Raw genomic sequence first — 25092 nt, 5'->3', positions numbered from 1 at the left:
CATGCCTCGCAGAAGCACCCCCGGCACCACTCCCCCCGGCGACGAGCGCAAGCGCCCCTCCGTGGGCTCTGTCCGGCGGGCCCAGCAAATCACGACGTACGGCGTGGGTGGCCTGCTCGCCGTGGCCGACCAGTCCTACATCGTCAGCGGTCTGGACACCTGGGACGTCGCGGGTGAGCCCGACCTGCGAGACCAGCGCCTGGAACCGATGCTGCACGTCAACGGGTTCAGACGGCCACCTGCGGCGCGCGTCGCCACCGGACGTGGCGTGCGCGTGCGTCGTTTCCCGGACACCTACGCGTGCCCCCAGTGCAAGGCGCTCAAGGCGTTCCGCGACCTGAGTGCGGCAGAGGGCGACAACCGTTGCGCGCACTGCGCGGCCCTGCTGACGCCCTCGCGCTTCATGGTGGCCTGCGAGGACGGGCATCTCGACGAGTTCCCCTACGAAGCCTGGGTCCACGCCGACCCGGAGCGCAAGGACGCTCACCCCCGTACGTGCTCGCAGGCCGCCAGTGAGCTGACGTTGGAGACCGACGGTCGCACCGCCAGCCTCCGCAGCATCGTCATCAGCTGCAGCTGCGGACGGAAGGCCTCGATGGAGGGTGCCTTCGGCAAGGCGGCTCTACGCCGCCTGGGCCTAATGTGCCAAGGCACCCGCCCGTGGCTGGGCCGCGGCGCCACGGAGCGCGGATGCAAGCGTCCCCTGCGGACCCTCCAGCGCGGTTCCTCGGCAGCCTGGTTCGCCGACCTGCGCTCGGCCCTGTCGATCCCGCCGTGGCACACGGAACTGATGGAACTCGTCGAGGCGCACCGCAGACACCTCGTCGGCAAGAGCGACGAGCGCATCGCGGAGTTCGCACAGGACGAAGGCTGGCTGACACCCGGCGGCTACTCCGCCTCCCAGGTACTGCGCACCGTCCGCACCCTGGAGAACGCAGTCCACCCCGAGCCCACGGAGGACGACGAGGACGAGATCCGGTTCGCCGCCGGCGAGCCGCTCCGGCAGGAGGAGTACGAGCAGCTTTCCAAGGTCACCGAGGACACCCCCGAGAACAAGCACTTCGTGTGCGAGCCCCCCGAGGACGCGCAGCGATCCGACGTCCCGGGCGTCGACCGGGTGATGTTGGTCAAGCGCCTCCGCGAGGTTCGGGTCCTCACCGGCTTCACCCGCATCCGCCCTCCGCAGGGCTCGAAGGCCGATCGTGATCGCATCGGTCGCCTGAGCAGGAACGCGGACCTCGGCTGGCTCCCGGCCGTCGACGTCGTCGGCGAGGGAGTCTTCCTCACCCTGGACCAGGAGCGACTCCACCGGTGGGAGTCGGCAGTGCTCCGTATCGACTCCAACCGGACCGACCGCATGCGAACCGCGCACGCGGACCTGCTCCGGGAACAGGAGTGGGAGAACCCGCGCTCGCCGCTGACGTCACGCTTCGTCCTCCTGCACACCCTGGCGCACGCACTGATCAACGAGTGGAGCCTGGACTGCGGCTACCCCGCGGCCTCTCTGCGGGAACGGCTCTACGTCGACGACGAAATGTGCGGGGTCCTCCTCTACACCGCAACCAGCGACTCGGCAGGAAGTCTGGGCGGCATCGTCGCGCAAGGACAGGTCGCGGAGCTGTCGAGGAGCCTGTCGTTCGCCTTGGAACGTGCCACCTGGTGCTCCTGCGACCCTCTGTGCATGGAGGCCGACGCCAACGGTGTCGGTGGGCTCAACCTGGCCGCCTGCCACGCATGCCTCCTGCTGCCCGAGACAAGCTGCGAAATGAACAACACATTCCTTGATCGTGCGCACCTCGTCGGAACACCCGCCAAGGACTTCCCCGGCTTTTTCGCTTGAGATCGGGCCGGACTTGCGGCCCGGGTGAGCCTGCGAGCACGCCGTGGCTGTGGCCCAGCCGCCGAGGACGGCCGCAGGTCGCCGAGCGTCCTGGGGCTGGGCCACGGCTGCCGGGTCAACCGATGAGGTTGCGGGTGTAGAAGGAGAAGCGGGCCAGTTTGGGGCACCACTGCTGGTACACGGCGGTATCCATGATCACGGGCCGGGCGGTGGTCATCTGCTCGATCAGGTCGACCGCTTGCGCCGCTGCGGGGACATCGTCGGGGAGCCCGCGCAGCGCTTCGGTGATCTTGCTGGTGGGGGGTGCCTCCAGGATGTGTCGGAAGACGGCGGCGGCCTGGTCCGGGCTGCCCACGAGCAGGGCCAGCAGAATCTGGACGGGCTGGTGCTCGCCTGGAATCGCTTCCGTTCCCACGAAGGCTGCCAGGTCGCCCGGTTCGACCCCGATGCGTGCCAGCCGGTAGAGGTTGACCAGCTTCTTGGCCGCCCTGGGGGTGCGGGTCAGGCCGCCCATCTGGGACATGAACGCGATCTCCGTCTCCTCGAGCTGCAGTTGGACGGGGGTGCGGTCGGGGCGGGGGCCAGGCATCGGGTCGTCGGCCGGCTCTGGTTCGGGTGCGGGGGCAGAGGCGGTCGGCGGTGCTGGTGCTTCGGGCTCCTGCGCATCCGGAAGGCTCCCGGGGTCCGCAGGCTGCGCCGGGTCTGCGGGACCGGGAGTGTCGGGGGTGTCGGGGGTGTCGGGGGTGGTCAGCAGGGCGCGGATGAGGCGTGCGGCCTTCTCCTGGGTGGTCGGCGGGACGGCGAAGGGGATCTGGAAGATCTTGTCCAGGTAGTCGAGGGGGGTGGCGGTGTCCTGGGTGTCGGCCCAGCCGGGCGTGCTGTCGCGGGAGGTGAACAGGTCCCGGTAGTGGTGCTCGAGTGATGTGAGGAGCCAGCGCGGGTCGACCGCCACGACCACGACGAACAGCGGCAGCGCGAGCATCAGGTGCACGGCGGACAGCACCTCCACCACGCGTGCCGGGGGGCACCGGTCGAGGTCGTCGATGTAGAGGACGATGCGTTCCAGGGGCGGCGGCTGCTGGGATTGGGCGCCGGCCCATTCGGCGCGGGCCTCGCGCAGTCGCTCGTCGAGCTGGACCAGGTCGTGGTGGACCGTGCCCAGCAGTCCTCGGTAGTGCTGGTAGGTCTGGGGGGCGCTGCGTTCGGTGAGGAAGTCGGCCAGCCGGACGGCGGCATCCGCCTCGGCCAGCCGGGCGCGGGCCGCGCTGACGTTCTCGGCCAGGGTGCGCTGGTGCTTCTCCAGCAGGGCGCGGAGTTTGCCGGTAAGGGACGTGTGCTGCGCGTGTGTGGCCCTCAGGGCCCACAACAGGGGCAGGGCCGGGGCGGCGAGGCCCGCGACGGCGCTGAGGAGCAGGGGCAGCCAGCTGGACAGCCACAGCCCGGCGGCGCTGGTGCCTGCGAGGACCGCCAGCCAGGTGGCGAGGACCCACCGGCCGTGCCGGAGGTCGCGCAGTAGGAGGCGGCCAGCCGTGTACAGCAGCCGGGGCCCCTCCAGGGGGGAGCCTGCGAAGGACAAGAAGCCGACCGGCCGGTCCTGGGCGGTGCGGGCGAGTCGGGTGTCGAGTTGCTGCTGGTCGCTCTCCAGCCGCGCCAGGTGTGCGGCTCGCCGCTGGCGTTCCTCGGCGGTCGCCTCCACGGAGGGTGCTTGCGGTTCGGGGGTGGGGGCCAGGGCGCGGAAGAGGTGGTCGACCAGGCCCGACCACACCTGCTCGTCGCTGTAGTGCCAGGCGTTGAAGTGGACTTGGCGGACGGTGGCGGTGAATGCGCTGTGGGCGGGGTCTTCGGCCGCGAGCGCGGCGAGTTGTTCGACTCGGCTGCTCATCTGGCGGATGAAGCTCGACTTGCCGGCTCCCCATTCGCCCAGCAGCGCGACCGCCAGGGGCGGGGTGGTGACCGTGGCGGCCGCCAGTTGCGCGAGCATCTCCACGTCCGCCTCGTTGCTCAGGAGGTCCTCGCCGCTGGCGGTGTCGCTGTGCACGCCCGCCAGCACCGGCGGCCGCCCGGCAGGGTCGCCCCCGCCCGGCGGGGTGTAGGGCTCCAGGGAGAAGTGCTGCTCGAGCAGGTCGGCCTCGGCGGTGTTGAAGGCCTGGAAGCGCATGATGTTGCGGGTGGGCTTCCAGCTCAGCAGGTCGCGCAGCTCCTCGATGGGGGTGTCGAAGTCGCGCAGGCCGGCCAGCGCGTACATGTACTCCCACGTTCCGCTGTCCGGATCAGTGCCCCACAGCCGTTCGGCGAGCTGCGGACTGCGCCAGGTCGCGGCGATGGTGGCGCCCAGATACAGGCGCTTGTCGCCGCTGAAGAACACCCAGGATCCGGATTCCATCTTGCGGATCTCGGGGAGGTTGGCGCCGTTCTTGCCCGGCATCACGCCCCACATCGCCGCGCTGCCGCCCGGGAAGAGGCGCCGCAGTCTCTGCAGGGTCGCGGGGTCCAGGAGGTCGGCGTGCTCGTCGAAGGCGACCGGGCGGGCGATGGTGTCCTGGTAGTGCCGTTCGACGGTGCGGTCCGAACGTCTGGCCGGCTGCATGAAGATCCGCACGTCCGCTACGCCCCCAGTTTCGTGTACTTCTCGGCGCGCCCGTAGGCCAGGTCAACGGGGTAGCGGTGCCGGTTCAGCTCGATCTTCTCGGCCAGCGCCTCTTCGAGGTCGATGCCGGTGACGTCCGCCAGGCGCAGGAGGTAGGCGAAGACGTCGGCCAGTTCCTGGCGCAGAGCCTTCCCCCCTTCGGGCTGGCTGGTGAGGGCGTCGGACTGTTCGGGGGTGAGCCACTGGAAGAGTTCGAGGACTTCACCGGCCTCGCCGGAGAGCGCCATGGCGAGGTTCTTCGGGGTGTGGAACTGGTCCCAGTCGCGCTCGCGGGCGAACTGCGCCAGCGTGTCCTGGAGATCGCGGATCGTCATGCCCCATCCCTATCAGCCGCCTCGGACATGAGCCGGCCCAGGCCGTCGGGCGAACTGCCGTGCGGGTGCTGTCCGTTGGGGCTGCTATAGATCGTCCATGCATGTTTTCGAGGGAACCGTGCACGAGGCCGCGGCCCGTCTCGCCGAGCCGGGCTTTGTCGCGCGGTGCGCCGCACGCTACACGGCAGGGCACGGCCGGCCCCCCGGTGAAGAGGAACTCGCCAGCTGGGAGAACAGTTGGCCTGCTCTGGTGGAGGCGTTGGGCGCTGCCGGGCTGGGCGAGCTGCAACTGCTGCTGGAGTATGAGCTGCCCGGCTCCAGCCAGCGCATCGACGCGCTGATCCTCGGAGTGCGTGCGGGGCGGCTGACCGCCGTCGTCGTCGAACTCAAGCAGTGGACCGCCGCCGCCCCGCATCCGGCGGGAGCCGGGATGCTGAGGGTGGGCAGGCGCGAGGTGCTGCACCCGGCCCGCCAGGTCGGCGGATACGTCACCTACCTGACGCACTGGGTCCCCGCAGAACTGGGCCTGAACGTCTGCGGGCTGGCTTTCTTGCACAACGCCTCCGCCGACCTTGTGGGGCATCTGCGTGAGCAGACTGCCGACGGTCCCAGCTCCTGCTACCCGCTGCTGGGCGCCGCCGATCTTCCCTTGGATGCCGGTGCTGCGCAGTTGGCGGAGCGTCTGCTGTGCACGGGGCTTGAACCCGCGGACCGCTCCTCGATCGACGGGTTTTTGCAGGCTCATCACCGTCCCTCCCCGCAGCTGCTGTCCCGGGTCGCCGTCACCATCGGCGGGCACGACGGCTTCAGGCTCATCGGCGACCAGGACAAGGTCCGCCAGGTGATCCACCGGGCGGTCCGGGCCGTCGACCGCAAAGCGCCTGGGCACGTGGTGGTCGTCACCGGCGGGCCCGGGACCGGGAAAACGGCGATCGCCGCACGCATCCTGGGCGACCTGTGCCTCATGGAGGGTGCCAATCCCCGGCTGCTGTCCCCCTCCGGCACCCTCACCCAGCAACTCGCCCGCGCTGTCGGGGATTCGGCCAAGGGCCTCATTCACACCCTCACCACCACCCTGCCCGTCGGCCTGGACAAGGACAGCAGTGTGGTCTTGCTGGACGAGGCCCATCGCGCCCGCACTGACCCGCTCAGGCGCCGCACCCAGTTCCCCAATCTGTTCACCCGCCTCATCCAAGGCTGTGCCGCGCTCGTGCTCTTCCTCGACGAGCGACAGATCGTGCGCCCCAACGAAGGCACCACCCTGGACGAACTGCAGCAGCTGGCCGAAACGTACGGCTACACGTTCGCCCACATCGATCTGTCCACCCAGTTCCGCTGCGGGGGCTCACGGACCTACCTCGACTGGATCGACGCCGTACTGTCCGCTGGCGGCCCGGCTCCCACGTGGCGAAGCCGCGACTACGACCTCGCCGTCGCCAACTCCCCTGCCTCACTCGAGGACTGGGTCAACGCACGCATCCACGACGGCCACAGCGCCCGCATCACCGCCGGTTTCTGCTGGCCCTGGAAATCCTCCCCCACCCCGCCTCTACTGCCCGAGGTATCCCACTCCTGGCACGACGGCACGGGCGAGCACCACTGGCAACGGCCCTGGAACGCCAGAGCCGACGGCATCCTCGCAGGCACCAACACACCCGGGCGGGCCTTTTGGGCCACCGATGCGGGCGGTCACCAGCAGATCGGCTGCGTCTACACCGCCCAGGGCATGGAATACGACTACAGCGCCGTCATCCTCGGCGACGACCTCACGTGGACGACGAACGGCTGGCAGGCCCACCCCGAGAAGAGCCACGACCCCGCCCTCGCAGAGCTGACACCACACCAGTATCTGCGCTACGCACTCAACACCTACCGCGTCCTGGCCACCCGCGGCGCCCGCGGCACCCGCCTCTACTCCACCGACCCGGACACCCAGGCATACCTGCACCAACTCATCCACCCCGATGACCACGGGCGCGACACAGCCACTCAGGACAGGCAGTAACCCGCAGCCAGCAGCCAGCAGCCAGCAGCCAGCAGCCAGCAGCCAGCCGTGAACGAAACGCTCGCACGAAAACGGGGAATCAGAGCCAGGGCCGCCGAACCCGCTGATCGTCCACATCGCCGCCGCTGACCAGCTGGACGACTGGGTCGAGGAGGTGCCCGCGACCGCGCGCTGCTGGCCGAACACTTCTGGCCCGGGCCGCTGACCTTGGTCCTGCGACGTGGCCATCGCCCGCCGTCGCGGCGCCGCCATCCCGCCCGCACCTCATACGTTGAGGAGTGATGATGGGGCTCGTTGAAAACGGCTCTGACCGCGATTCCGTGAATGATCATGAAGCGGCCGGTTGGCGATTCCACTGATACATGCTGATGCGATCTGAACCTGGGGCATGGCTATGCTCGCGATCATGTGGAGAGAGTCAGTTCTGGAAGTCTTCCCTGACGCAGGGCTTCGGGAGCCGGTCGATGCATCCGAGATCGTCTCGGCGGAACGACTCCTGGGCCGACCCGTGCCAGCGGATCTCAAGCGGTTGCTCCTGGAGAGCAACGGGGTGATCGGCCACACGCACGTGGACACCGTTTGGACCTTGGAGCAGATCGTCGACCAGAACCTCCAGTTCTGGTCCGACTGGACGTTCGCCGACCTCTACATGCCTTTCGATGCCTTCATGTTCTTCGGGGACAACGGAGGTGGCGATCAGTTCGCCCTCGTGCAGAAGCCACAGCGTCCGGACGTCTTCGTCTGGGAGCACGAGACCGACAGCCGCCGATGGGTGGCAAACAATCTGCGCGACTACCTCGGCCGTTCCCTGCGCGTCAGTGGGGACGACTGGTATCGGTTGTAGATCACGGCCGAGTGAGGATCCGGATCCGCAGAAGGCGGTGGATGTCTTCGTAGCGGTGGCGGGTTCGTTCGATGATCTGGGTGCGGGGCAGTTCCGCGGGCGGTAACAGCATCGGGGGTGGTTCCGGCACCTCGGTCACGGTCTCCTCCTTGGTATGTTTGCGCAGGCAGTCGCGGTGCTGGTGGCAGGTCTTCTCCACCGCGGCGGACAGGTTCTGCAGCAGGTGCCAGCGATCAGCGACTTCGAGGGCATGAGGGGCGGCTTCCTTGACTGCCTTCGTGTAGGCAGTGGCCCGGTCCCGGCAGATGATCTCGGCTCCGGGATGCTCGGTGAGCCAGGCGGCGAACGTCTCGGAGGTGCGGTCGGGCAGCACGTCCACAACCCGGCCGGCCTCGACGTCGACCAGCACGGTGCCGTAGGTGCAGCCCTTGCGGAAGGCAAACTCGTCCACCCCCAGCACCCTCGGGGCACGGTCCGGCACCGCCGGCGCCGTCAGCAGCCTGAGCAGCCGGGTCCGGCCCGCGGTCAGCCGCAGTCGACGGCACAGCCGTGCGGCGGGACGGCCGCCGAGCTCGATCGCGATCGACCGCAGCCAGTCCGCAAGCCCGGTACTGGAACGGCGGTAGCGCGTGGACAGCCCCGGCACCTGCTCGACGAACGTCGTACGGGAACACCTCTTCCGGTCGCAGAAGTACCGGCGGACCCGCAGCCTGACGATGACCCGGCGAAATCCCAACGGCCTTTCATCCAGGCTGCGTTGGTACGTGCTGTGCGCGCGTTTCGCCTGTTTCCGGCAGTCCGGGCACCTGCCCGGGCGAGCGGTGGACAGCGCCTCCACCACCAGGACGTCGGAGGAGTCGCTGACGCGCTCCACTCGCACATCGATCCCGGGAAACAGCACAGCCTCGACCGTCTTGCTCGCCATGCCGGGACATACTCTGCCGAAACGATCCCTCGCTCACTTCGCTGACCTGGGGATTCACGGAACTGCGGACAGAGCCGTGAAAACGGCCAGGGGTGCTCGTCGCCTCACTTGGTTGGCTTTTGATGTATGTGGGGAGGTTGGGGAGCGAAGAGCGGGCCTTGATCACCGGTGGCTAAGTTGGGGCCATGACTGGTGACTGGCGGATGGATCGGATCGGAGCTGCTCTGGTGAGAATCCGACCGTGCTGCGGCGGCTTGAGGCGGGATTCGCGGTGATCGAACTCCCACCACCCCAACCACACCGTGCAGACCCGGGCCCTGCACGCCTACCTGCGCTGGCGTAACGCCAACGCCCGCCACCGCGATGTCCTCGCCGCCGAACGCAAGGAACGCGCCCGCATCCGCAGCGAGAAAGGCATCCGCTGGGGCGGACGCCCTCTCAGCACGGCGGCGCACGACGCCGGGGGCGGGGCTGGAGGTGAGGCTGCTCGCTGCGACGAGCAGCCCGCTGCCGGTTTCACAAGGGTGACCTTGTTCCCTGACCCCCTGTTACCGGGGGTGAATCACAGCAGCCAGGTATGCGACGGTTCTCCCACCAACGGGTGAGTACTAAGGCTCACGATTTCATCCCCGTTGCCGTCGCAGCAACTGCCGTTGGTGACTGCGTACTTATACCTGTTGTTGACCAGGAGGACCTTCGTTGCAGCAGGGTCCCAGTCCTCCCAGTACTGTTCGGACTTCAGCCCGTCGCATGGTTCTGTGACCGGGTACCAAGCGCTCTGACTCTTGCCGGTGAGGCATCGTCCGGTCGCCACATTTTGGACCATCATCCGATTGCCGTCGCGGTACGTGTTCCATTTCTGAAACGAGTTGTTTGAACCACAACTCTTCGCGTAAACATATCCGCCCGTGTCGCTGTCCAGGCACAATCCCGTAGCCGCGCTGCTGAATTGCAGCACGACCGGCTGGCCGGCTGCTGCTGCAGCATTGGTCGGTGTCATGAATACGAAAGCACACGCGACAGCCCATACCACGGAGAGGATGGCTTTTAATTTCATTGGATGATTTCAGCTTCCTTCGAGATCCATGCGCTCATGTACGAAAATCTCCGTTCTCGCGGTCTGCTGTTCCTGACGCACCACCTTCGCAATCCCTGCTGACGCTTCGCCAACGTTTCGCTGACGTCGATCCTTTCGCGGTGGTCCGCCGGTTCATCCAGCGGACCGTCTCGGCTGGTTGGGCTGGTCGTGGACCAGCAGCGGGTGCCGGCTACTCCCGGGCAGGCGCTTGCCCCTCGCCCTGCCGGTGGAGCGGTGTGCCCTGTGCCGTTCGGAAACCCATCGCTGCAGCTCACGCCGCATATCTGTATTCGTTGATCAAGCCGCCTAACACTCGAGTACACGGGAGTCGCTGACCGGTTGCAGTCGTGGTGGGCCTTGGGTGTTCCTGGCCGAGCGCAGGAAGCTGCCCTCGCGCCTGGTGTGGGCAATGACCGTGGTCGTGCCTTGCAATGCCGGCCGTCGAGGCACTCGAACGAGCTGTTCGGCGCCGTCGTCGCCGCCTCCTACCTGTCGGTGAGCGGCGTCATCGTGGACGTGCAGCCCAAGCAGGCTGCCGCTCTCGCTGCCCGTATCAGCCGCGACGCACTGGATGTGCGGAGCGTCGCGGCTGAAATCAAGGGATGGGCCGCCCGCTGAACGACCAGTTCCGCGGTTGTCACTACATGCCTGCCGCGGGGTCACCGTCGCCGAGGCCTATCCACCAGCGCCCGTCATCCTTCACCAGCAGCAGCTCCTGGCGCTGGTCGGTCCGTTCGTATGTCACTGTGACGGGGTTGAAGTAAGGGACAGGAGGACTTCCCGCACCTGGTCCATGCTCTGGACCAGGTGATGCGCAAGCTCGGCGGGACCGCCCGGCGCTGGCGCTTCGACCGGATGGCCACCGTCTGCTATCCCTCCAGCGGGCAGGTCACCGCGGCCTTCGCCGGGGTCGCGAAGTACTACGGGGCCGGCGTCGGCATCTGCCCGCCGCGGCGCGGGGCGTGGTGCAGAAGGCCAACCACTCGGCGGCGCAACGCTGGTGGCGGACCGTCCCGGACCATCTGACGGTTGAGCAGGCCCAGTCCGGGGTCGACAAGCGCGCGCTCCGCATGGACGAGCGCCGCCGCAAGGTCGACGGGATGACCCTCACTTTCGCCGAACTGGCTGCCGGTGAGCCGTTGTTGGACCTGCTCGGCCAGGCCGTTCCCGGCCGAGCTCGAAGTGGAGCGGCCGGTCAGCGCGCAGAGTTTGATGTCCTTCCGCGGCAACTTCCATTCGGTGCCGCCCGGCATGCCGGGCGTCCAGGTGCGGCTGGTGCACCGGCTGGGTGAGGACTACCCCCACGTCGTCACTGCCGGCCGGGCGGTGATCGCCCGGCACCGGCGGGCCGTCGACGGCGCGGGCCAGACCGTCCGGGACGCCGGGCACGTGATCGCGTTGGAACGGACGGTGCCGGCCGCTTTCACCGACCGGGCTCCCTGCAAGACCAAGGTCCGTCGCCCGCCCTCGGACGCCGCGCTCGCGGAAGCCGAACGACTGCGCGGCCGGGCCACCGCCGGTGATCCGGCCGAACGGGTCGTGATCGACCTTTTCCCCTCTGCCGCCGTGGCCGACCGGCTGCGGACCGCCCCCAACTCCGAGGAGGAGAAGGCGGATGGAGTACGTCACCGATGCAGGTGAGCGAAGCACGCCGCTTCCAGCAGCTGCGGGGCCATCTGTCCTCATCCTCGGAGGAACCCGGTGATCCGCGCCTGGTGGTCGTTGCGAAGCCTGCTGGTGATTCGCTGGCTGGTCACCGGATGCACGCCCCGGGCATCCGCCCGCGCACACCCGCACGGTGATCGCCTACACCATCACGCGGGACGCCATCTGGGCTCTTGACCGCGGCTCACGCAGAAGCGCGAGGAACGTGCCTGCCGACAGGCGCGCACCCGCCCGGAATCTGCCGATCCGCTGTCAGGAACCGCTACAGCGAGACGTAGACGGGGTCACAATCGATCCGCCGCCCCGTCCGGGCCGCCGTGAGCCAGGCGTGGCCGGCACGCAGGGCACTTGCGAGCCCTTCGATGGCGGTGTGTTGCAGTGCATCGGCCTCGGCGCCTCGCCCCAGCCCTCGAAGGTCGAGTGCAAGGTTGGCGGCACAGGATGACCTCAGCGGGTGCTGTTCGCCCACCACCGCGTCCAGGAGGGACAGGTTGCGCTGGTCGATCTCGCGTGCCCGGTCGAAATCCAGCTCCACGTACGCTGTGCAGGCCCTGCCGATCTCCACAATCAGCGTTGTGGTGTGACGGTGCCCCACCGTCACTTTCAGCCGGCCTGCCACGCTGTCCTCGATCTCGCGGGCGAGGTCGAGGTCGCCGAAGGCTCGCATGGTGATCGCGAGACCGGTCTGCGCCACCAGGGTGCACAGATGATCCTCGCCGAGGCGTGCGGCCAGACGCTGTGCCGTGGTCTCGCTCAGTAGGCGGGACTGGCCGAGGTTTCCGGCGAGACGCAGGTCGATGGCGGCGTCGACTGCAGCTGCGAGCGACGCGGGGTGATCGGGGCCGTACCGGGTCGTGCTGTGTCTTAGGGTCTTTGCGGACAGCAGGGCGGCGCCGGCGAATGCCCCGTCTCGTCGCCGGCAGCCCGCGAGGTGGCGGGCAGCATCGAGGGTGAGCGGGTGCTTCTCTCCGAGTTCGGACTCTGCCGATAGGTAGAGCCGCTCCTGGAGGTCGCGGGCGCCGGAGTAGTCGCCGCTCTCCCGCATGTCGACCGCGACGGCGTTGAGGCTGTGAAGAGTGCGGCTGTCTGCAGGCTGAAGGAGCAGTTCGCACCGATGGGCGTTCTCCTGGTCCAGTGGCAGTGCCTGGGTGAACAGTCCGCGCAGCCGCAGATCGGTGGTCCAGCTGTGGGTGGCGCGCAGTGTAAGAGGGTCTTCGTCGCCGAAGTGATAACGGGCCAGCCGGGTGGCTTCCTTGCTGAGGTCCTGTGCCTGCTGGAACCGACCTTGGTGGCGGCGGGCGTCGGCCAACTCGCATAGGGAGTCGATCAGGTCGTCGCTGGCCATCGCTGTTCGACGCGAGATTTCCAGCGCTCTCTCGGTGAGTGGGACGGACTCGGCGATCCGGCCGGCCTGCCGCAGCAGCATGGCGTTGGTCTTCGTCATGCGGGACACCTCGCGGTGTTCTTCGCCGGAAGCCGCGAGCCAGGCGGCTCCGGCCTGCTCGGCGAGTGCGGTGGCGCCGTTGCGGTCGCCTCGGTGCTGGAGGAACAGCACGGTGTCATGGACGAGGTCGCGCACTCGTGAGTCCGTGCTGGTCAGCGCCTGCGAGGCCAGCAGGTGGGGCAGCAGCAGCCAGTAGGCGGGCCACTCTTGCGCGTCGACGTGGTGGCCGGGTCTGGCCGCCACCAGGAGCTGATGGACGGTCTCGCGCTGCTGTTCGCGCTGTTCGGAGGTGAGCCGAGCCAGGATCAGGTCCCGCAGGGCCCGGTGCAGTTGCAGGGTGTCGGCCCGGTGGTCGAGCTTGATCAGGAAGGCCTGTCGAAGAGCCCGGAGGGCACGGCCCACTGCTACAGGGTCGTCCAGGGGCCCTAGGTCCTGTGTCCCGGCATCGGCAAGGATCTGCCGGGTCAGCAGGGCTCGCGGGATCGGTTCGCACGCCATGGTCGCGCAGAGGTCGAGGAGTTTGAGCGCGGCCGGGTTCGTTTGCCGGAGTCGCTCCAGCGTGATCTCCCAGGCCGCGATGAGAGCGGGTCGGCATCGAAGTTGTACGGCAAGCACGTCGGCGTCCCGGGCGCGCTCCTCGATCAGTTCGATATAGACGTGGGCAGGGAGGTGGGTGTCACGGAGCCAAGCGCCCGCCTGCTCCACGGCCAGGGGCAGGTCGTGGAGGGATTCGGCAAGACGGTCGGCGTCCTGGACCGAGAGGGTGGACGCCTGCGCCTGCAGAAGTGCGACCGAGTCCTTGCGCTCGAGAACGTCCAGTCCGATGGTGTCAGACACTTGCGCCCACCTGCGGTCGCGGGAGGTGACGAGGACACCGCCCTGGCCGCCCCGAGGCAGGTACCTTCGTACCGTTTCGACGTCCTGCGCGTCGTCGAAGACCAGCAGCCATCGACGGTCGGTGTCCGTGCGCAGCGCCTCGTGAGCGGCGGACACCGCGGCATCGACGGGCAGGGGGCTGCTGTCGCTCGTGCCGATCCCGAGTTCGGCTGTCAGCTTCGCGAAGGCCTCCAGGATGAGGCTCTCCTGCCGGGCGGGGATCCAGCAGAGGAGATCGTAGTCGCCCACGTGTCGGTGGATGTACTCGAGCGCCAGCTCGGAGGTTCCTGCCACATCGCCGTGCAGTGCGTCCGGCAGTACGCACACGGTGCCCCCAGCGGCAAGGCGCTGTGCCAGCGCCTGCAGCTGTTCCTGCCGGCCGGTGAACTGAGGGTTGCGCGGAGGGATGTTCAGCATGACGGGAGGTGACGCCAAATGCCCTGCAGGTACCGGGCCGAGCGCCGTCACCTCCGCGGCCGCCGGGGCCGCAGAGGTAACAGGGTGCGGTGCGGAGTCCGGGCGAGGCTGCTCCAGCCTGACCTGGTCCGCCAGCCCTCCGGGCGCGTCACCGGCACTGGGGGCGACAGTGTTCTGAATGCGTCTGGCGCGGTGGGAGTACGGCCCTCCCAGCGCCCGCATCACCGCAAGTTCGGTCTGCCACCACCCTCCCTTGTCCGGGTCGGGCAGCGCGGCCTGCGTCGGGTCGCGCAAGGCGGCGCGCAGGGCGGCGCCCTGTGCTCCCGCTGCGGGAAGCTCTCCGACGATTCCCACGACCCTGGCGAGTTGTTTGCGTGTCGTCATCGCAAGGAGCGCCTGGCGCACCCCGTCGGCGAACTCGGGGTGACGTGCGCCGTTGTCGTCCCAGTCGATCAGTCCGCCCATCATGATCTCGGCGAGGTGCTCCGCGCCGGTGTCCGGCATGATGCGGCTACGTAGCTGCTGGATCAGGTCGAACTCGAAGGGGGCCGCCGCCAGCTGGGTGGCGAGCAGGCGGGCGGACGGCGTGGCCAGCCTGAAGAAGCGGCGCACCGCTGCGGGCGCGGCGCTGTGTACACGTGGGGCGATCAGCCCGGGCGTGGGATTCCCCTCGCTCAGCGCCCCGGCCACCACCACGGGAAGGGCGCGGCGTACGCCCCGCTCCCCGACGACCAAGCCAGCCCAAGCGGCGAGGGACTCCGGTTTCAGGGACAGGACGGGCACCACCACGCGGTCCTCGCCGGCCTGGGGCAGTGGCCGCAGCGGATCCAACCCGCCGGGTGACGGTCCGTAGGACAGGTTGCGGTTCGCAGCGCCGAAGCCGGCCGCTTCCAGTACGGCGTTGTGGGGGTAGAGCGAGGAGCGGTGCCGCAGGTGGGGAGGCAGGAGGCTGACCAGAGCGGTGGGACCCGCGTGGCCGAGGCGCGCGAGCAAGTCGTCGGCGCCCGAACCGACCCAGCCGTGCGCGAGGCCGTCGGTCACGATGAGGAACAGCTGACCCGCTCGGCCGCTGAGCATCTCACCGGGGTCCGTGAAGCTTTGCGTCGCGCTCCAACGCAAAGTCGGCGAACCGCTGGCATCGTTCGGCAGGTCCAGCCGGACGGTGCGCACCGACCCGAAGGAACCGCTGTGTTCAGCGGCGGACAGCAGGGCGGTGGTCTCCTGATGCCAGATGGACATCGTGGGGCTGTCGTCGATCAGGACCACAAGCTCGAAAGCTCTGGCCTCGCTGGGCCTGAGCAGCGGCATCCACAGCCCATCGGTGAACATCTGTTCGGCGGTGGCTTCTTCGTCGAACTGCAGCTGGTGCCGGGACGGCATCCGCCTCCTGAGCCTGTGCAGGGAGCGTGCCAACTGCGCGGAACGTCGCGCTGCCGTCGGAGCCTCCGCGGAGCGCGCCCTGGGCAGGAGGGGCGATTCCACGAGGAGTTGGATCGGCTCCTGAGAAGCGAAGGACGGCTGGGCAGCTGCCGGAGTACTGGAATCAGGCTCGTCGGCCGCCGGTTGCGGCCGCGTATCGAATGGCGGGACAGTCGGCGAGGGTGCCTCGTCGTCCGGGGCCTCGCCGTCCATGAGGCCGGACGGTCCCGGCCCGATCCGTCCGGCCAGGCTCCAGTGCGCGGCCAACCAGACGGCGTCGGCGAGCTCCTGCCACTGCGGGGCGTTCAGCGGCCGGTCCTCCTCGGCCGTTGCCGGCTGCCGATCGGTCTCGCCCGCGGCCGCCGGGTCCTCGCTTCCCGGCGCACGCTCTCGTGGCTTTCCGCTCATTCAGCGACCCTTTGCCAGGTCCCGCAACAGCAACTCGACAAGCGTGCGGCGCGCAGCGTCGGTCTGGAAGCCGCTCTTCGTGGTCAGTTGTACGGCATTGAGCAATTGGTCCAGTGAGTGGGTTCCACCCATTCGGACACGTTCCATGAAATCGTCGATCAGGGTCCCGGCGTCCGACGGCAGCGCCCTGAAGTGGCTTTCCACCATGGTGAGCAGTTGCTCCCGGGTGGGTGTCCTCATCTCCAGAGGCAGGCAGCGCCTGCGGAAAGCCGCCGGGAACTCACGCTCGCCGTTGCTGGTGATCACTACGACGGGGAACTCACGGCATTCCACGCGCCCGTCGTTGACCACCGCGCGCAGCCCTGGATCGCTGGTGTGCACCAGCGCCTGGCTGTCCGCCTCACGCACCAACTCCGGAATTTCGTAGTTCCCGTTCTCCAGCACGTGCAGCAAGTCGTTCGGCAGGTCGATGTCACTCTTGTCCAGTTCGTCGACGAGCAGGACACGCGGACGGTCGTAGGGCAGCAGCGCAGTCCCGAGCGGGCCCAGGGTGATGAAGTCGCCCAGGGCTGGCACGGAGCGGCTGCTGTCGCCCGGAGCGGCATCGTCGGGTGCCAGATGCGCTCTCATGCCTGCTTGCCAGGCCGCGATGGCCTGCGCCCGGCCCAGAGCGTCATAGGAGCACAGGCCATCACGCAATGTGGTGCGGCTGACGATGCTCCACTCCAGCACCTGTCCGAGGCCCAGTTCGCGGGCGATGAGGTAGGCGAGGGTGGACTTGCCGACTCCTGGCGGCCCGGTGACGAGCAAGGGGCGGCGCAGCAGCAGGGCGGCGTTGACTGTGTCGATGCTCTTTTCGTCGAGTTGAGACACGGGCTCCGCGTGTCCGAGACGACGGCGTGCAGCCTGCTCGTCGTCGGGGGGCGGGGGGAGTGCGGGCCCGCCGCCGAATCTGCGCCAGGGCGGGGCCTCGGGCAGGGTGCGGGGACCCCCGTCAGGTGCGGAGCCGGTGGCGTGGAACACCCGCCAATCCTGCCCGTCCGCCGGTGTCTTCCCGCTCATGTGCCGTTCTCCTCACGGTCGAGAGTTTCCACGTCGAATTCCATGTCGGCGTCCTGGTTGTCGACGAGCCGCGTGGGATCGTCCCAGAGAAAACCGATGTGCCGTCCGAGCAGGCGGGCGTCGTGCTGGTGTGCTGCAGCGCTTCGTCTGAGCCGGTGCACGGCCATGGGGATCTGTGGCGGCTGCACCGAGGCAAGGACAGTGCGGACGACTTCTCTGCGTTCGTCCAGGAACTCTCCTCGCCGGTCCCACATGGCCAGCCCGATCCCCTCCGCGATGGCCGCTTTGAGCGCGTTCATCGCGCCCTCCCGGTCGGGTGCATCGAGCACAGCCGCTGTGTGGTGGGGCTCACGTGCCAGATCGAGGCGCCACTCGGCCGGCCGTCGGGTGTCGGGGTCCTTCCACTCGTACACGCCGATTCCGTCGCTCTGCAGAGTCCGCCAGCGTTCCCGCCACCGGCGTACGACCAGAGGATCGCGGGTTCGCATGCGTTCCAGGCTGCGGAGGTGCACGCCGTACCGCAGTCCGAGGGGCGGTGATTCGCCACGTCCCGACTCAGATGCCAGCCCTGCTACATCGCGGTTGAGGAGGTCGTAGGGCAGGACGAACTCGACGTACGGGGGCATGGACGCCGGGCCGGTGAAGGGGTCATTTTCCGGCGGCGAAAGCCGTGCCAGCTGCCTCAGAGCCGCACTGACCGCCATGCCGAGCTGGTCGAGTGTGGTGATCGTGGGCTCGGCGGGCAGAGGGTTCCAGCTGTCGGGGCTGGTGTTGAGCCAGGGCCGGACGGTGACGTCGTCGGAACCGTCTCTGGCGGGCTCGACGATCACGAGGAGGCATCGGGGTACAGGATGGCCGGTTCGGGTGGCCGCGCGAGCAGCCCGCCGGTGTTCGAGTTCCGTGAGCAGACCGGCCCTGCTGGCCCAGTCCTCCGCCCACGCGGACAGGGCGCCACGGTTGTTCGGGGCCCGGACCGCCGCGGCCGCGTGTTCCATGAGGAGGACTGCGGGCGGCAGGCCGTCAGGCTGCACATTCCACTCCAGCAGGTGGAGCAGGAGTCCCACAGGGGGCAGACCGAGCGGCGGCGACAGGCCTGTCTCGGCCGCGATTCCGTCACGTAGTGCGGTCCACGGCAGCTCGTCCGTCATCGTGCTCAGGAGCGCCCGTGCCGATGCAACGTCCCGCTCGGACAACGGACCGGCCAGCTGTGGCGCCGAGTCGTACGGACCGGCCACGGGCGCAGTGATCTGCTCGATCCCCTCCGCAGCTGCCGGCCCCTCGAAGAGGCCGACCACCGACGCGAGAATCTGCTCGCCTCCTGCAACACTCAGCGCAGCCCGGACCAGGCAGAGGGCGTCACCACGCAGTCCCGTATCCGGGGATGCGATGTGAACGCCCAGTTGTTCTGCGAGCACCTCGGCGAAAAGTTGTCGCCCTCGCGGTTGTCGCATGCAGGAAAGACCGCACAGCGCGTCGGTCAGACCGGACAGCAGGGCCAGGCCCGACGCGTTCTCGAACTCGCCCATGGCGCCGACGACTTCACCGACCTTCCCCGCGGAGCCGGTATACCTACCCAGCCTGTGAAACTAGCACGTCGGCAGTGGGTGAACAGGCTTGTTGCCGACATCGAACGTGCTCCGCCAGGCCGGATCGCCGTGCGGGAATCCCCGCCCGAGCCGCGGACGGTCAGGCGCCTGCCGCCGCCCTGCGGCGGCGCAGGGCGCCGGACAAGCCCATGTCCGCGGCCCATATCTCGGCGCATGCGGCCAGGGCGGAGCGGTGCGTCGGCGATGACGTGAGCCGCGACGCGCGCTCGACGAGCAGGACAGCGGGCGGCAGCCCGTCGGACTGCGCGGTCAGTTCCAGGGTGTACGCGAACAACTGTTCCAGCGAGAGGCCGGCAGGCAGACGAAGGCCGTTCAAGTCGTGGACGAGTGCCTCGCGCAAGCTGGAGACGGACAGGTCGGCCGTGACGGCGCGCAGGAGAGCCCGGCCTTTGCCTTCTTCCCCGGCAGACAGCACCCTGGGCACCGGGGAGTCGGAAGCGGCCGTCATTCGACGCGCCACCTCATCGCCGGCCTGGGTACCCTCCAGAATCCGCGCAGCGTCGGCCAGGGCGTGCTCCCCGCCCACCGTGTCCAACGCGGCACGCACCAGAGTGGCGGCGTCCTCACGCTGCTTGCTCCCCCGCAGCTCGATTCGCCGGCCGAGCAAGTCCGCCAGCACCGCGGCGAACTGCCCGCGCCCCGGCGCGTCCTGCATGCAGTCCAGCTCGCACAGGGCATCGGTCAGCGCTTGCATCAGCGCGAGCGAGATCCGGGTATCCCGTGGCTCGGTTGCCCCGGCCTGCGACGCGGCGCGTGGCGATTCGGCACCGGCTTCATCGAACAGCCGCCGTATCTCCCAGCTCGCGGCCTCTCCCTCGAATACCCGCACGACGTCAATCAGCGTGTCGGCCCCGCCGGCCGCGTTTAAGGCGGCTCGCGCCATGATCACGACGTCCCTACGTAATTCGGCGCCGTGCAGGTTGATCGGGCGGCCCAGCTGCTCCGCGAGCAGAAGCGCGAAGATGGCCCGCCCCTGGACATCCTCCAGGCACGACAGCGTACTGAGGGCATCGGTCAGGCGAACCAGTACTCCCAGGCCCCGCCCGCGTGGGCGGCTCTTGTCCCGTGCGACATCAATGACGCGTTGCGCCGATATGCCGCACTGCGCCCAGCCGACGCCGATGTCGGCCCCGATGCTGACTGCTCGTCCATCAACTCCGATCGGCGCGATGATCTCGTTGCGTAGACGTGCGGCAAGGTTCTGCGCTTCGGCTGGGTCCAACTGGCCCACGAGGACCAAAAACTCGTCGCCGCCGACACGGGCGACGGTGTCGTCGTCTCGTACGGTGTCGCACAGCCGACGGGCGACCTCGACAAGAACGATGTCGCCTGCGCTCCGGCCGAACCGGTCGTTGATGCTCTCCAGGCCGTTGAGGGAACAAAAGAGTACGGCCAGGCCTTTACGGTCGGCTTGAGGCTCATCCTGGGGGGAGCGCAGGTGCGTGTGATGAGGATCGTCGTTCGTCTGCGGATCGACGCACAGCAGGTCGGACAGCTGTGCGTCGATCGTGGGCGCGTTCCGGAGGCCGGTGAGGAGATCGTGTCGGTCGCGGTAGGCGGGCGTCAGGTCTCGTGCCGGGAACTGGTCCCACGGGGACTCGTGGGTGCGTACGGTCATCAGGAGATGCCCGTACGCACCGATACGGTCGGCGAGTTCTGTCACTTTCACCGCGTCGGTGACGTGGTCGAGGACGAGCAGCCAGCCCGGGTGGGACTCGAGCCACTGCAGGGCTCTCTCGGTGGGGTGGATGCGGGCTGAGTCGGGGGCGGGCTCCGTGAGCAGGGCGTGGGCGATGCTCGCGATGCCGCTCTCCACACCGTCCGGCTCGCGTGCGTCGACCCACCACACCAGGGTGTACTCCTTTAGGCGGCGGTAGGCATAGTCCAGCGCGACGGTCGTCTTGTCCGACCCTGCGGGCCCGCAGAGTGCAGCCGCCCGGTGTCGGCCCCGGCCCGCCAATGTCTCGTCCACCCAGGTCACATCGCGATGGAGGGCAGGATGCCATCGAACCGTACGGCGGTCGGGCAGGTTGTGCGTGCCTGGCAGCAGCGGCGCTCTCCCCAGCTGCGGTCCCGGGTAGCTGCCCTCGCCACGCGGTGCGCCTGCAGACGTCCATTCCGCGAGCGGCTCCCCCTCTCGTGGCAGGCTCAGCGTTCCTGTCCGGTCCGCGATGACCGCGGGAAAGTCCGGTGTCCGGCCCAGGCGCGGGGTGATGAAGTCGCTCACCGCGTCGACGGTGCGCTGGGCCGCGCCTGCTCTCACCACCGCGCGAAGGCGGCTGCGTACCTCTGGTGGGAAGGCAAAGACGTCGTGGCCGACGAGCGGCTCGTCGACATGCATGAGACCGCTCAGCATGACCTCGGCCAGACAGACGGGATGGCTGTCGGGCAGGGCTGCTGCCTGGACGAGCCGCATGACGGGAAGCGTCAGCGGATCAACGGCCGCCAGGTGACCGGCCAGCTCGTAGGCGTTGCGGGAGGCCGATGCCCGGAACATGCTCACGCGATCAGCGGCCGTGTCCGGCTCCTCGGTGGCCAGATCGCCGGTCTCGTCATCGAAGGGGCGGGGATTTCCAGGAGCGAGCGCGTCGATGACCCGCAACGTCGCCACGCCTCCGTGCGAGGCGATCAGATCGGCCCAGGGGCGCAGGCTCAGCTCCTCCAGCGCGAGCACGGGGACGGGCAGGCCGGGCCGAGGACGCGATGAGGTGGTGAGCCAGGGATCGTGAGCGGTAAGCAGGGTGTTGGGCGGCGCCGGGCCCGTGGTGCGGACGATCGCTGGTTCGGCGGCCAGACCGGTGCCGTTCCACAGACGCGGGGGAAACAGATGGAGCACGGCCGTCGGTGCCCTGCGGGCCAGGACGGCCAGCCGCCTGCGGGCAGAACCCGTGTACCAGTGATCGGCGACACCGTCCGTCACGGCCAGGACGACGGTGCGGCCTGCGACCACGAGAGCCGCCGCCGCGTCGAGCGGGCCTGCGCGTACAGAGCGGAAGATGCCCGAGCCCGTGAGCGCGCTCTGCAGTTCGCCGACCGTATCGCGCCACACTCGCATGGAGGGCCCCTCATCCACGGCGAGGACGAGGTGGAGCCAGCGGTCCCGGGCTGGTTGCAGAACAGCATCGAGAACACCGCTGTCGGCGATGGCCTCGGCGGTAGCGCCCTCGTCGAGCTCGTGCCGGTGCAGGGAGGGCACTTGTCGCTTGAGTGCGCGCAACCCCCGTACGAGGCCCAGCGGATGACGCAGGCCCCGCACACCTGGAATGCGCAGCGGCGTACCGGGAGCACCGCCGTCCCGCGTCCGTATGAAGGTGTAGACCGGACGAGGGGGCTCGCTCGGGGTAGGCTCAGCGGCGTTTCGTTCCGAGGGATCGGGCCGTGCAGCGAGGCCGGAGGTCGCCGCAGGCCGGGCGGGTGCATACGGCTCAGCCCCAGCCTCGGCGGTTCGCCCCGGCGGCGTGTGCAGAGCCAGCCACAGCGCGTCGCTCAGCTCCCTGGGTGAAAGCTCCGTTCCGACGCCGCGCAGTGCGGCGTGCAGGCGAGCGGCCCACAGCTCGTCCGGGTCACCGGACTCCGCTGCTCCTGAGCTCACGCAGCACCGCCTCTCTGAGGTGCTCCACTTCGGGGTGGACGCCCTGCCTCAGCAGGTGGATGGCATGCAGCAGTTGGTCGGTGGCGAGCCCGCCAAGGCTGCGCCGGTCGGTGAAGGTCTGGATGAGTTCCTGCACTCGCGGCCACTGTGTTTCAAGCTGCGGCAGGTCGTGGGCGAAGTGCGCTCGCACGATGCCTTCGAGCTGGTCGGCAGCCGGCTCAGGCAGTTCCAGTCGGATACAGCGGCGGAGGAAGGCTGCGGGGAACTCTCGTTCGCCGTTGCTGGTGATCACGACGAAGGGGAAGTCCTGGCAGCGGACGGTGCCCTGGCGCACCCGCACCTTCTCCTGCGACCCCTGCACGTTGACGGCGACCTCGGCCTGTTCATCGGGTAGCCGCGCCAGTTCGGGAATGGTGAACTCGCCCTCCTCCAGCACGAACAACAGGTCGTTGGGCAGGTCCAGGTCGCTCTTGTCGAGTTCGTCGATCAGCAGCAGCCGCGGCCGCCCGTTGTTCCGGGTTGCCAGCGCGGTTCCCAAAGGCCCCAGCCGCACGAAGCTGCCGATGTCGTCCTTGCCGTCTCGCTGCTCACGCAACCGGCCGATAGCGTCATAGCGGTAGAGCGCGTCCGTGAGCGTGGCGCGGGTGTTCACCGGCCAGACCAGGACCGGTCCAAGACCGAGTTCCGCCGCCACGGCGTGCGCGAGCGACGACTTGCCGGTGCCCGGAGCACCGGTGACCAGAAGGGGGCGCCGCAGCCGCAACGCGGCGTTGACCACTTCGACCTCTGTGTCGCCGATCAAATACGGTCGTGGGCGCTGAGCCTCGCCTTCCTGTCGCGGTCGTCGCCACGGCGGAGGCTCGGGCAGCGGCACGGAGTCGTCGTACGTGCCGCCGCCCCCGCGGAAGAGCCGTTCCTGAGGACGTCCGTCGTTCACGCAGCGCCTCCATTGCGCCTGGGCGGGCTGGCCAGCCGCCTGCGGGGCGGTGCCCAGTTCGGGTTCTCCCACAACAGGGCCAGGTGGGCGCCTATGTGCGCGGTGTCGTGCAGGGCTTCGGCACGCCGCTGTCTGACCTCTTCGCGCAGGCTGTGCTGCCAGTCGTCGCGGACGAAGGCCCGCAAGGTCTCAGCTGTGTCCGGGCCGTGGGCAGCCCGATGCCACAGGACCACGGGGACCCCCAGCCAGCGGCACAGGGCCAAGGTGCCGTCGCGCTGGTCGGGCGGACAGCAGGCGATGACACAGGCGATCTTCTTCTGTGCCGACAAGGTGCCGTTCGCCGTGTCCAGTTCGTGCAGTACGTAGGGTTCGGCCACCGTGCTGTGTCCGTGTTCCCAGCGTGCCTTCCAGTCCCCCCGGCGGGGGGCGTTCTGGCCGCGAACGACCACTGTCCTGTCCAGCCCGATGGCCCGTGTCCCCAGAGGCCCGGCGTGGGTCGGCAATCGGTCCACCGCCAGGCCGAAGAAGCCTTCCTCCAGCAGGAACTCGACGCCTGCCGACTCCTCGTACTGGTCGAGATCGTCGACGGCCTCGGAGAGCGCGGCACACAGCTCATCGCCGTCGCGCAGGACGTCCTCGTCGGTCCAGGTCCGCATTGGCTCCCCGCGCGTGTCGTCGTCGTAAAGGCGGATGTCGTAGTGGAAGACGTCGGCTGCGGGCTGCGGCCACAGCCACACTCGCAGCACGGGCTGCACCGTCCGGGCGGCGGCACGGGATCTGGCGGACCAGCGGCATTGTGCCATCGCGTCCGGGCTGACACCCAGGCGTGCGACGAGGTTCTGCGACCAGTCCCGCAGCGTGTCTCCGCCGTCCCCGCGGTGCGCGGCCACCTCCTCGACCACCTGGATCAGCGGTGGCACCAGACCGGGTTCGCTCGCGCGGTCCTCCAAATCCTCGACCAGCGCCTCAATACCCTGAGGTCCGGCCTCGGCGAAGGCAAGGTGCGGCACGGCCCGTTGGGCCGCCGCGCGGACCTCCGGGTAGGCGGCCGCGCCCAGGAGTTCTGCGAGTTCGTGGTACTCATCCGGAGTGAGCAGGCGCACCGACCCGAGTTTCGCTGCGGCCTCCCGGACCCTACGGCTCACATCCTCGAACGCGGTGAGGGCGCTGAGGAGGACTGGCATGCCTCGGGGGTGGCTCAAGGCCGCTTCGACGAGTTCCTCAGCAGTGTCCGGAGTCCAGGACATGCCAAGAGCGTCGGTCACACGGCTGGTGCATCGCACCAGTTTCCGGTCGGGGAGTCCGTCCAGAGCATCCGCCACTTCACGGCACCGGGCGCGTCTTTTAGGGTCGGACAGCCCCCTCACGGCCAGCGGCACGCCGGCCGCTACGAGCAGTTGCATCATCTCGGACGCCCTGATGGCGTACGAGCGGGGACGGTCAGGTTCGGTGGACACCACCAGACCCGTCACACAGCCGCGTTCACGGTCCCACAGGGGCGCTCCGCTGTGCCCCGGCTCGATCTCCAGCGGGGCGTGCCCAGGGTCCAGGATGTACCACGGGCCCATGCGTGCCTGCACGTAGACGTCCACGAGCGAGCGCGGGGCACCATGGGCGTACCAGGTCGACATCCATCGGCCGGTTGTTTCCCGGACGGGTACCGGGCTGACGGCAGAGTCCCGCAGATCGACCCTCAGCAGGGCGAGGTCGCCCTCCCACCACTGTCCGCCCGCAACCCTGGGGGCCAGCCACCTGACCAGTTCCACCGGGTGATGCTCATCCCCCAGGCACGGCAGCGACACCCCCACCCGAAGCATCTCCGTCGCGGTCGGCTCGTCGGGCGCCAGCATGTCTCGGTCGAGAGCCGCGTTGATCACGTGGGCACAGGTGATCAAGAATCCGTCGGCGACGACCACTCCCGCGCCAAGACCCGTCCCGATCACGTCACGGGTGTGCACAGTGACCCAGGCCCGGCGGATACGCGCGTCCGCGTCGTCGTGTTGCCGGTGCAC

17 protein-coding genes and 2 pseudogenes are annotated in these 25092 nt (G+C 68.9%); 8 read left to right on the top strand and 11 right to left on the bottom strand.

What is annotated here, in order from left to right; translation table 11 throughout:
- Position 1: 1 nt before the first annotated feature.
- Positions 2-1840, top strand: coding sequence for a DrmB family protein (gene drmB, locus OG788_RS46735; protein WP_406368254.1), 1839 nt, complete (start codon positions 2-4; stop codon positions 1838-1840).
- Positions 1841-1955: 115 nt separating this feature from the next.
- On the opposite strand, the gene OG788_RS46730 is transcribed toward drmB, so the two are convergent.
- Both OG788_RS46730 and OG788_RS46725 read right to left on the bottom strand, forming a co-directional pair.
- On the bottom strand, positions 1956-4427 hold the full coding sequence (locus OG788_RS46730) for a P-loop NTPase fold protein (protein ID WP_406368256.1): 2472 nt from the start codon (positions 4425-4427) through the stop codon (positions 1956-1958).
- A 17-nt stretch (positions 4428-4444) separates the two neighbouring features.
- On the bottom strand, positions 4445-4801 hold the full coding sequence (locus tag OG788_RS46725) for a nucleotide pyrophosphohydrolase (RefSeq protein WP_406368258.1): 357 nt from the start codon (positions 4799-4801) through the stop codon (positions 4445-4447).
- A gap of 97 nt (positions 4802-4898) precedes the next feature.
- Here OG788_RS46725 and OG788_RS46720 point away from each other — a divergent pair, with 97 nt between their 5' ends.
- The 3 genes and pseudogenes from OG788_RS46720 (at position 4899) to OG788_RS46710 (ending at position 7650) form a co-directional block, all read left to right on the top strand.
- Complete coding sequence (locus tag OG788_RS46720; RefSeq protein WP_406368259.1) at positions 4899-6806, top strand: DNA/RNA helicase domain-containing protein; 1908 nt, start codon at positions 4899-4901, stop codon at positions 6804-6806.
- A gap of 91 nt (positions 6807-6897) precedes the next feature.
- A pseudogene (locus tag OG788_RS46715) lies at positions 6898-7043 on the top strand (L-threonylcarbamoyladenylate synthase); the annotation flags it as partial.
- Positions 7044-7194: 151 nt separating this feature from the next.
- Positions 7195-7650 (top strand): SMI1/KNR4 family protein, encoded by a 456-nt coding sequence (locus OG788_RS46710; protein ID WP_406376633.1) that lies wholly within the window; start codon positions 7195-7197, stop codon positions 7648-7650.
- 1 nt (position 7651) lies between these two features.
- Here OG788_RS46710 and OG788_RS46705 read toward each other — a convergent pair whose 3' ends face one another.
- Complete coding sequence (locus tag OG788_RS46705) at positions 7652-8575, bottom strand: ISL3 family transposase (protein WP_406368261.1); 924 nt, start codon at positions 8573-8575, stop codon at positions 7652-7654.
- A gap of 275 nt (positions 8576-8850) precedes the next feature.
- On the opposite strand from OG788_RS46705, the pseudogene OG788_RS46700 reads away from it, so the two are divergent.
- Positions 8851-9027: pseudogene (locus OG788_RS46700) on the top strand (IS630 family transposase); the annotation flags it as partial.
- A 110-nt stretch (positions 9028-9137) separates the two neighbouring features.
- Here OG788_RS46700 and OG788_RS46695 read toward each other — a convergent pair.
- Positions 9138-9632 carry an RICIN domain-containing protein gene (locus tag OG788_RS46695; protein ID WP_406368263.1) on the bottom strand — a complete coding sequence of 165 codons (495 nt, stop codon included), beginning with the start codon at positions 9630-9632 and terminating at the stop codon, positions 9138-9140.
- Between the two features lie 423 nt (positions 9633-10055).
- Here OG788_RS46695 and OG788_RS46690 point away from each other — a divergent pair, with 423 nt between their 5' ends.
- Positions 10056-10271, top strand: coding sequence for a hypothetical protein (locus tag OG788_RS46690; protein WP_406368265.1), 216 nt, complete (start codon positions 10056-10058; stop codon positions 10269-10271).
- Between the two features lie 192 nt (positions 10272-10463).
- A complete protein-coding gene (locus tag OG788_RS46685; protein WP_406368267.1) occupies positions 10464-10679 on the top strand; it encodes a hypothetical protein in 216 nt (71 codons plus the stop codon).
- Here the strand turns inward: OG788_RS46685 and OG788_RS46680 are convergent.
- The gene (locus OG788_RS46680) at positions 10574-10906 is read right to left on the bottom strand and encodes a hypothetical protein (protein ID WP_406377026.1); all 333 of its coding nucleotides are present in this window, start codon (positions 10904-10906) and stop codon (positions 10574-10576) included. The genes OG788_RS46685 and OG788_RS46680 overlap by 106 nt on opposite strands.
- Between OG788_RS46680 and OG788_RS46675 the strand changes: the two genes are divergently transcribed.
- A complete protein-coding gene (locus OG788_RS46675; RefSeq protein ID WP_406368269.1) occupies positions 10866-11294 on the top strand; it encodes a hypothetical protein in 429 nt (142 codons plus the stop codon). The two genes, OG788_RS46680 and OG788_RS46675, sit on opposite strands and share 41 nt — an antisense overlap.
- Before the next feature lie 286 nt (positions 11295-11580).
- On the opposite strand, the gene fxsT is transcribed toward OG788_RS46675, so the two are convergent.
- The 6 genes from fxsT to OG788_RS46645 form a co-directional block, all read right to left on the bottom strand.
- Entirely contained in the window at positions 11581-15882 is a 4302-nt protein-coding gene (gene fxsT, locus OG788_RS46670; protein WP_406368271.1) for an FxSxx-COOH system tetratricopeptide repeat protein, read from the bottom strand.
- Entirely contained in the window at positions 15883-16944 is a 1062-nt protein-coding gene (locus tag OG788_RS46665) for an AAA family ATPase (protein ID WP_406368273.1), read from the bottom strand.
- Positions 16941-18470 (bottom strand): effector-associated domain 2-containing protein, encoded by a 1530-nt coding sequence (locus tag OG788_RS46660; RefSeq protein WP_406368275.1) that lies wholly within the window; start codon positions 18468-18470, stop codon positions 16941-16943. Before OG788_RS46660 ends, OG788_RS46665 begins: the two co-directional genes overlap by 4 nt.
- 160 nt (positions 18471-18630) lie before the next feature.
- On the bottom strand, positions 18631-22143 hold the full coding sequence (locus tag OG788_RS46655) for an SAV_2336 N-terminal domain-related protein (RefSeq protein ID WP_406368277.1): 3513 nt from the start codon (positions 22141-22143) through the stop codon (positions 18631-18633).
- Positions 22115-23080 (bottom strand): AAA family ATPase, encoded by a 966-nt coding sequence (locus OG788_RS46650; RefSeq protein ID WP_406368279.1) that lies wholly within the window; start codon positions 23078-23080, stop codon positions 22115-22117. The genes OG788_RS46655 and OG788_RS46650 overlap by 29 nt, the downstream gene beginning before the upstream one ends.
- Positions 23077-25092: a trypsin-like peptidase domain-containing protein gene (locus OG788_RS46645; protein ID WP_406368281.1), complete on the bottom strand. Its 2016-nt coding sequence runs from the start codon at positions 25090-25092 to the stop codon at positions 23077-23079. Before OG788_RS46645 ends, OG788_RS46650 begins: the two co-directional genes overlap by 4 nt.

Source organism: Streptomyces sp. NBC_00647 (assembly GCF_045207245.1).
In the GTDB taxonomy this organism is placed as follows: Bacteria; Actinomycetota; Actinomycetes; order Streptomycetales; family Streptomycetaceae; genus Streptomyces.
Note: the sequence above shows the minus strand (reverse complement) of the source record. Positions and strands in the feature narration are given on the sequence as shown.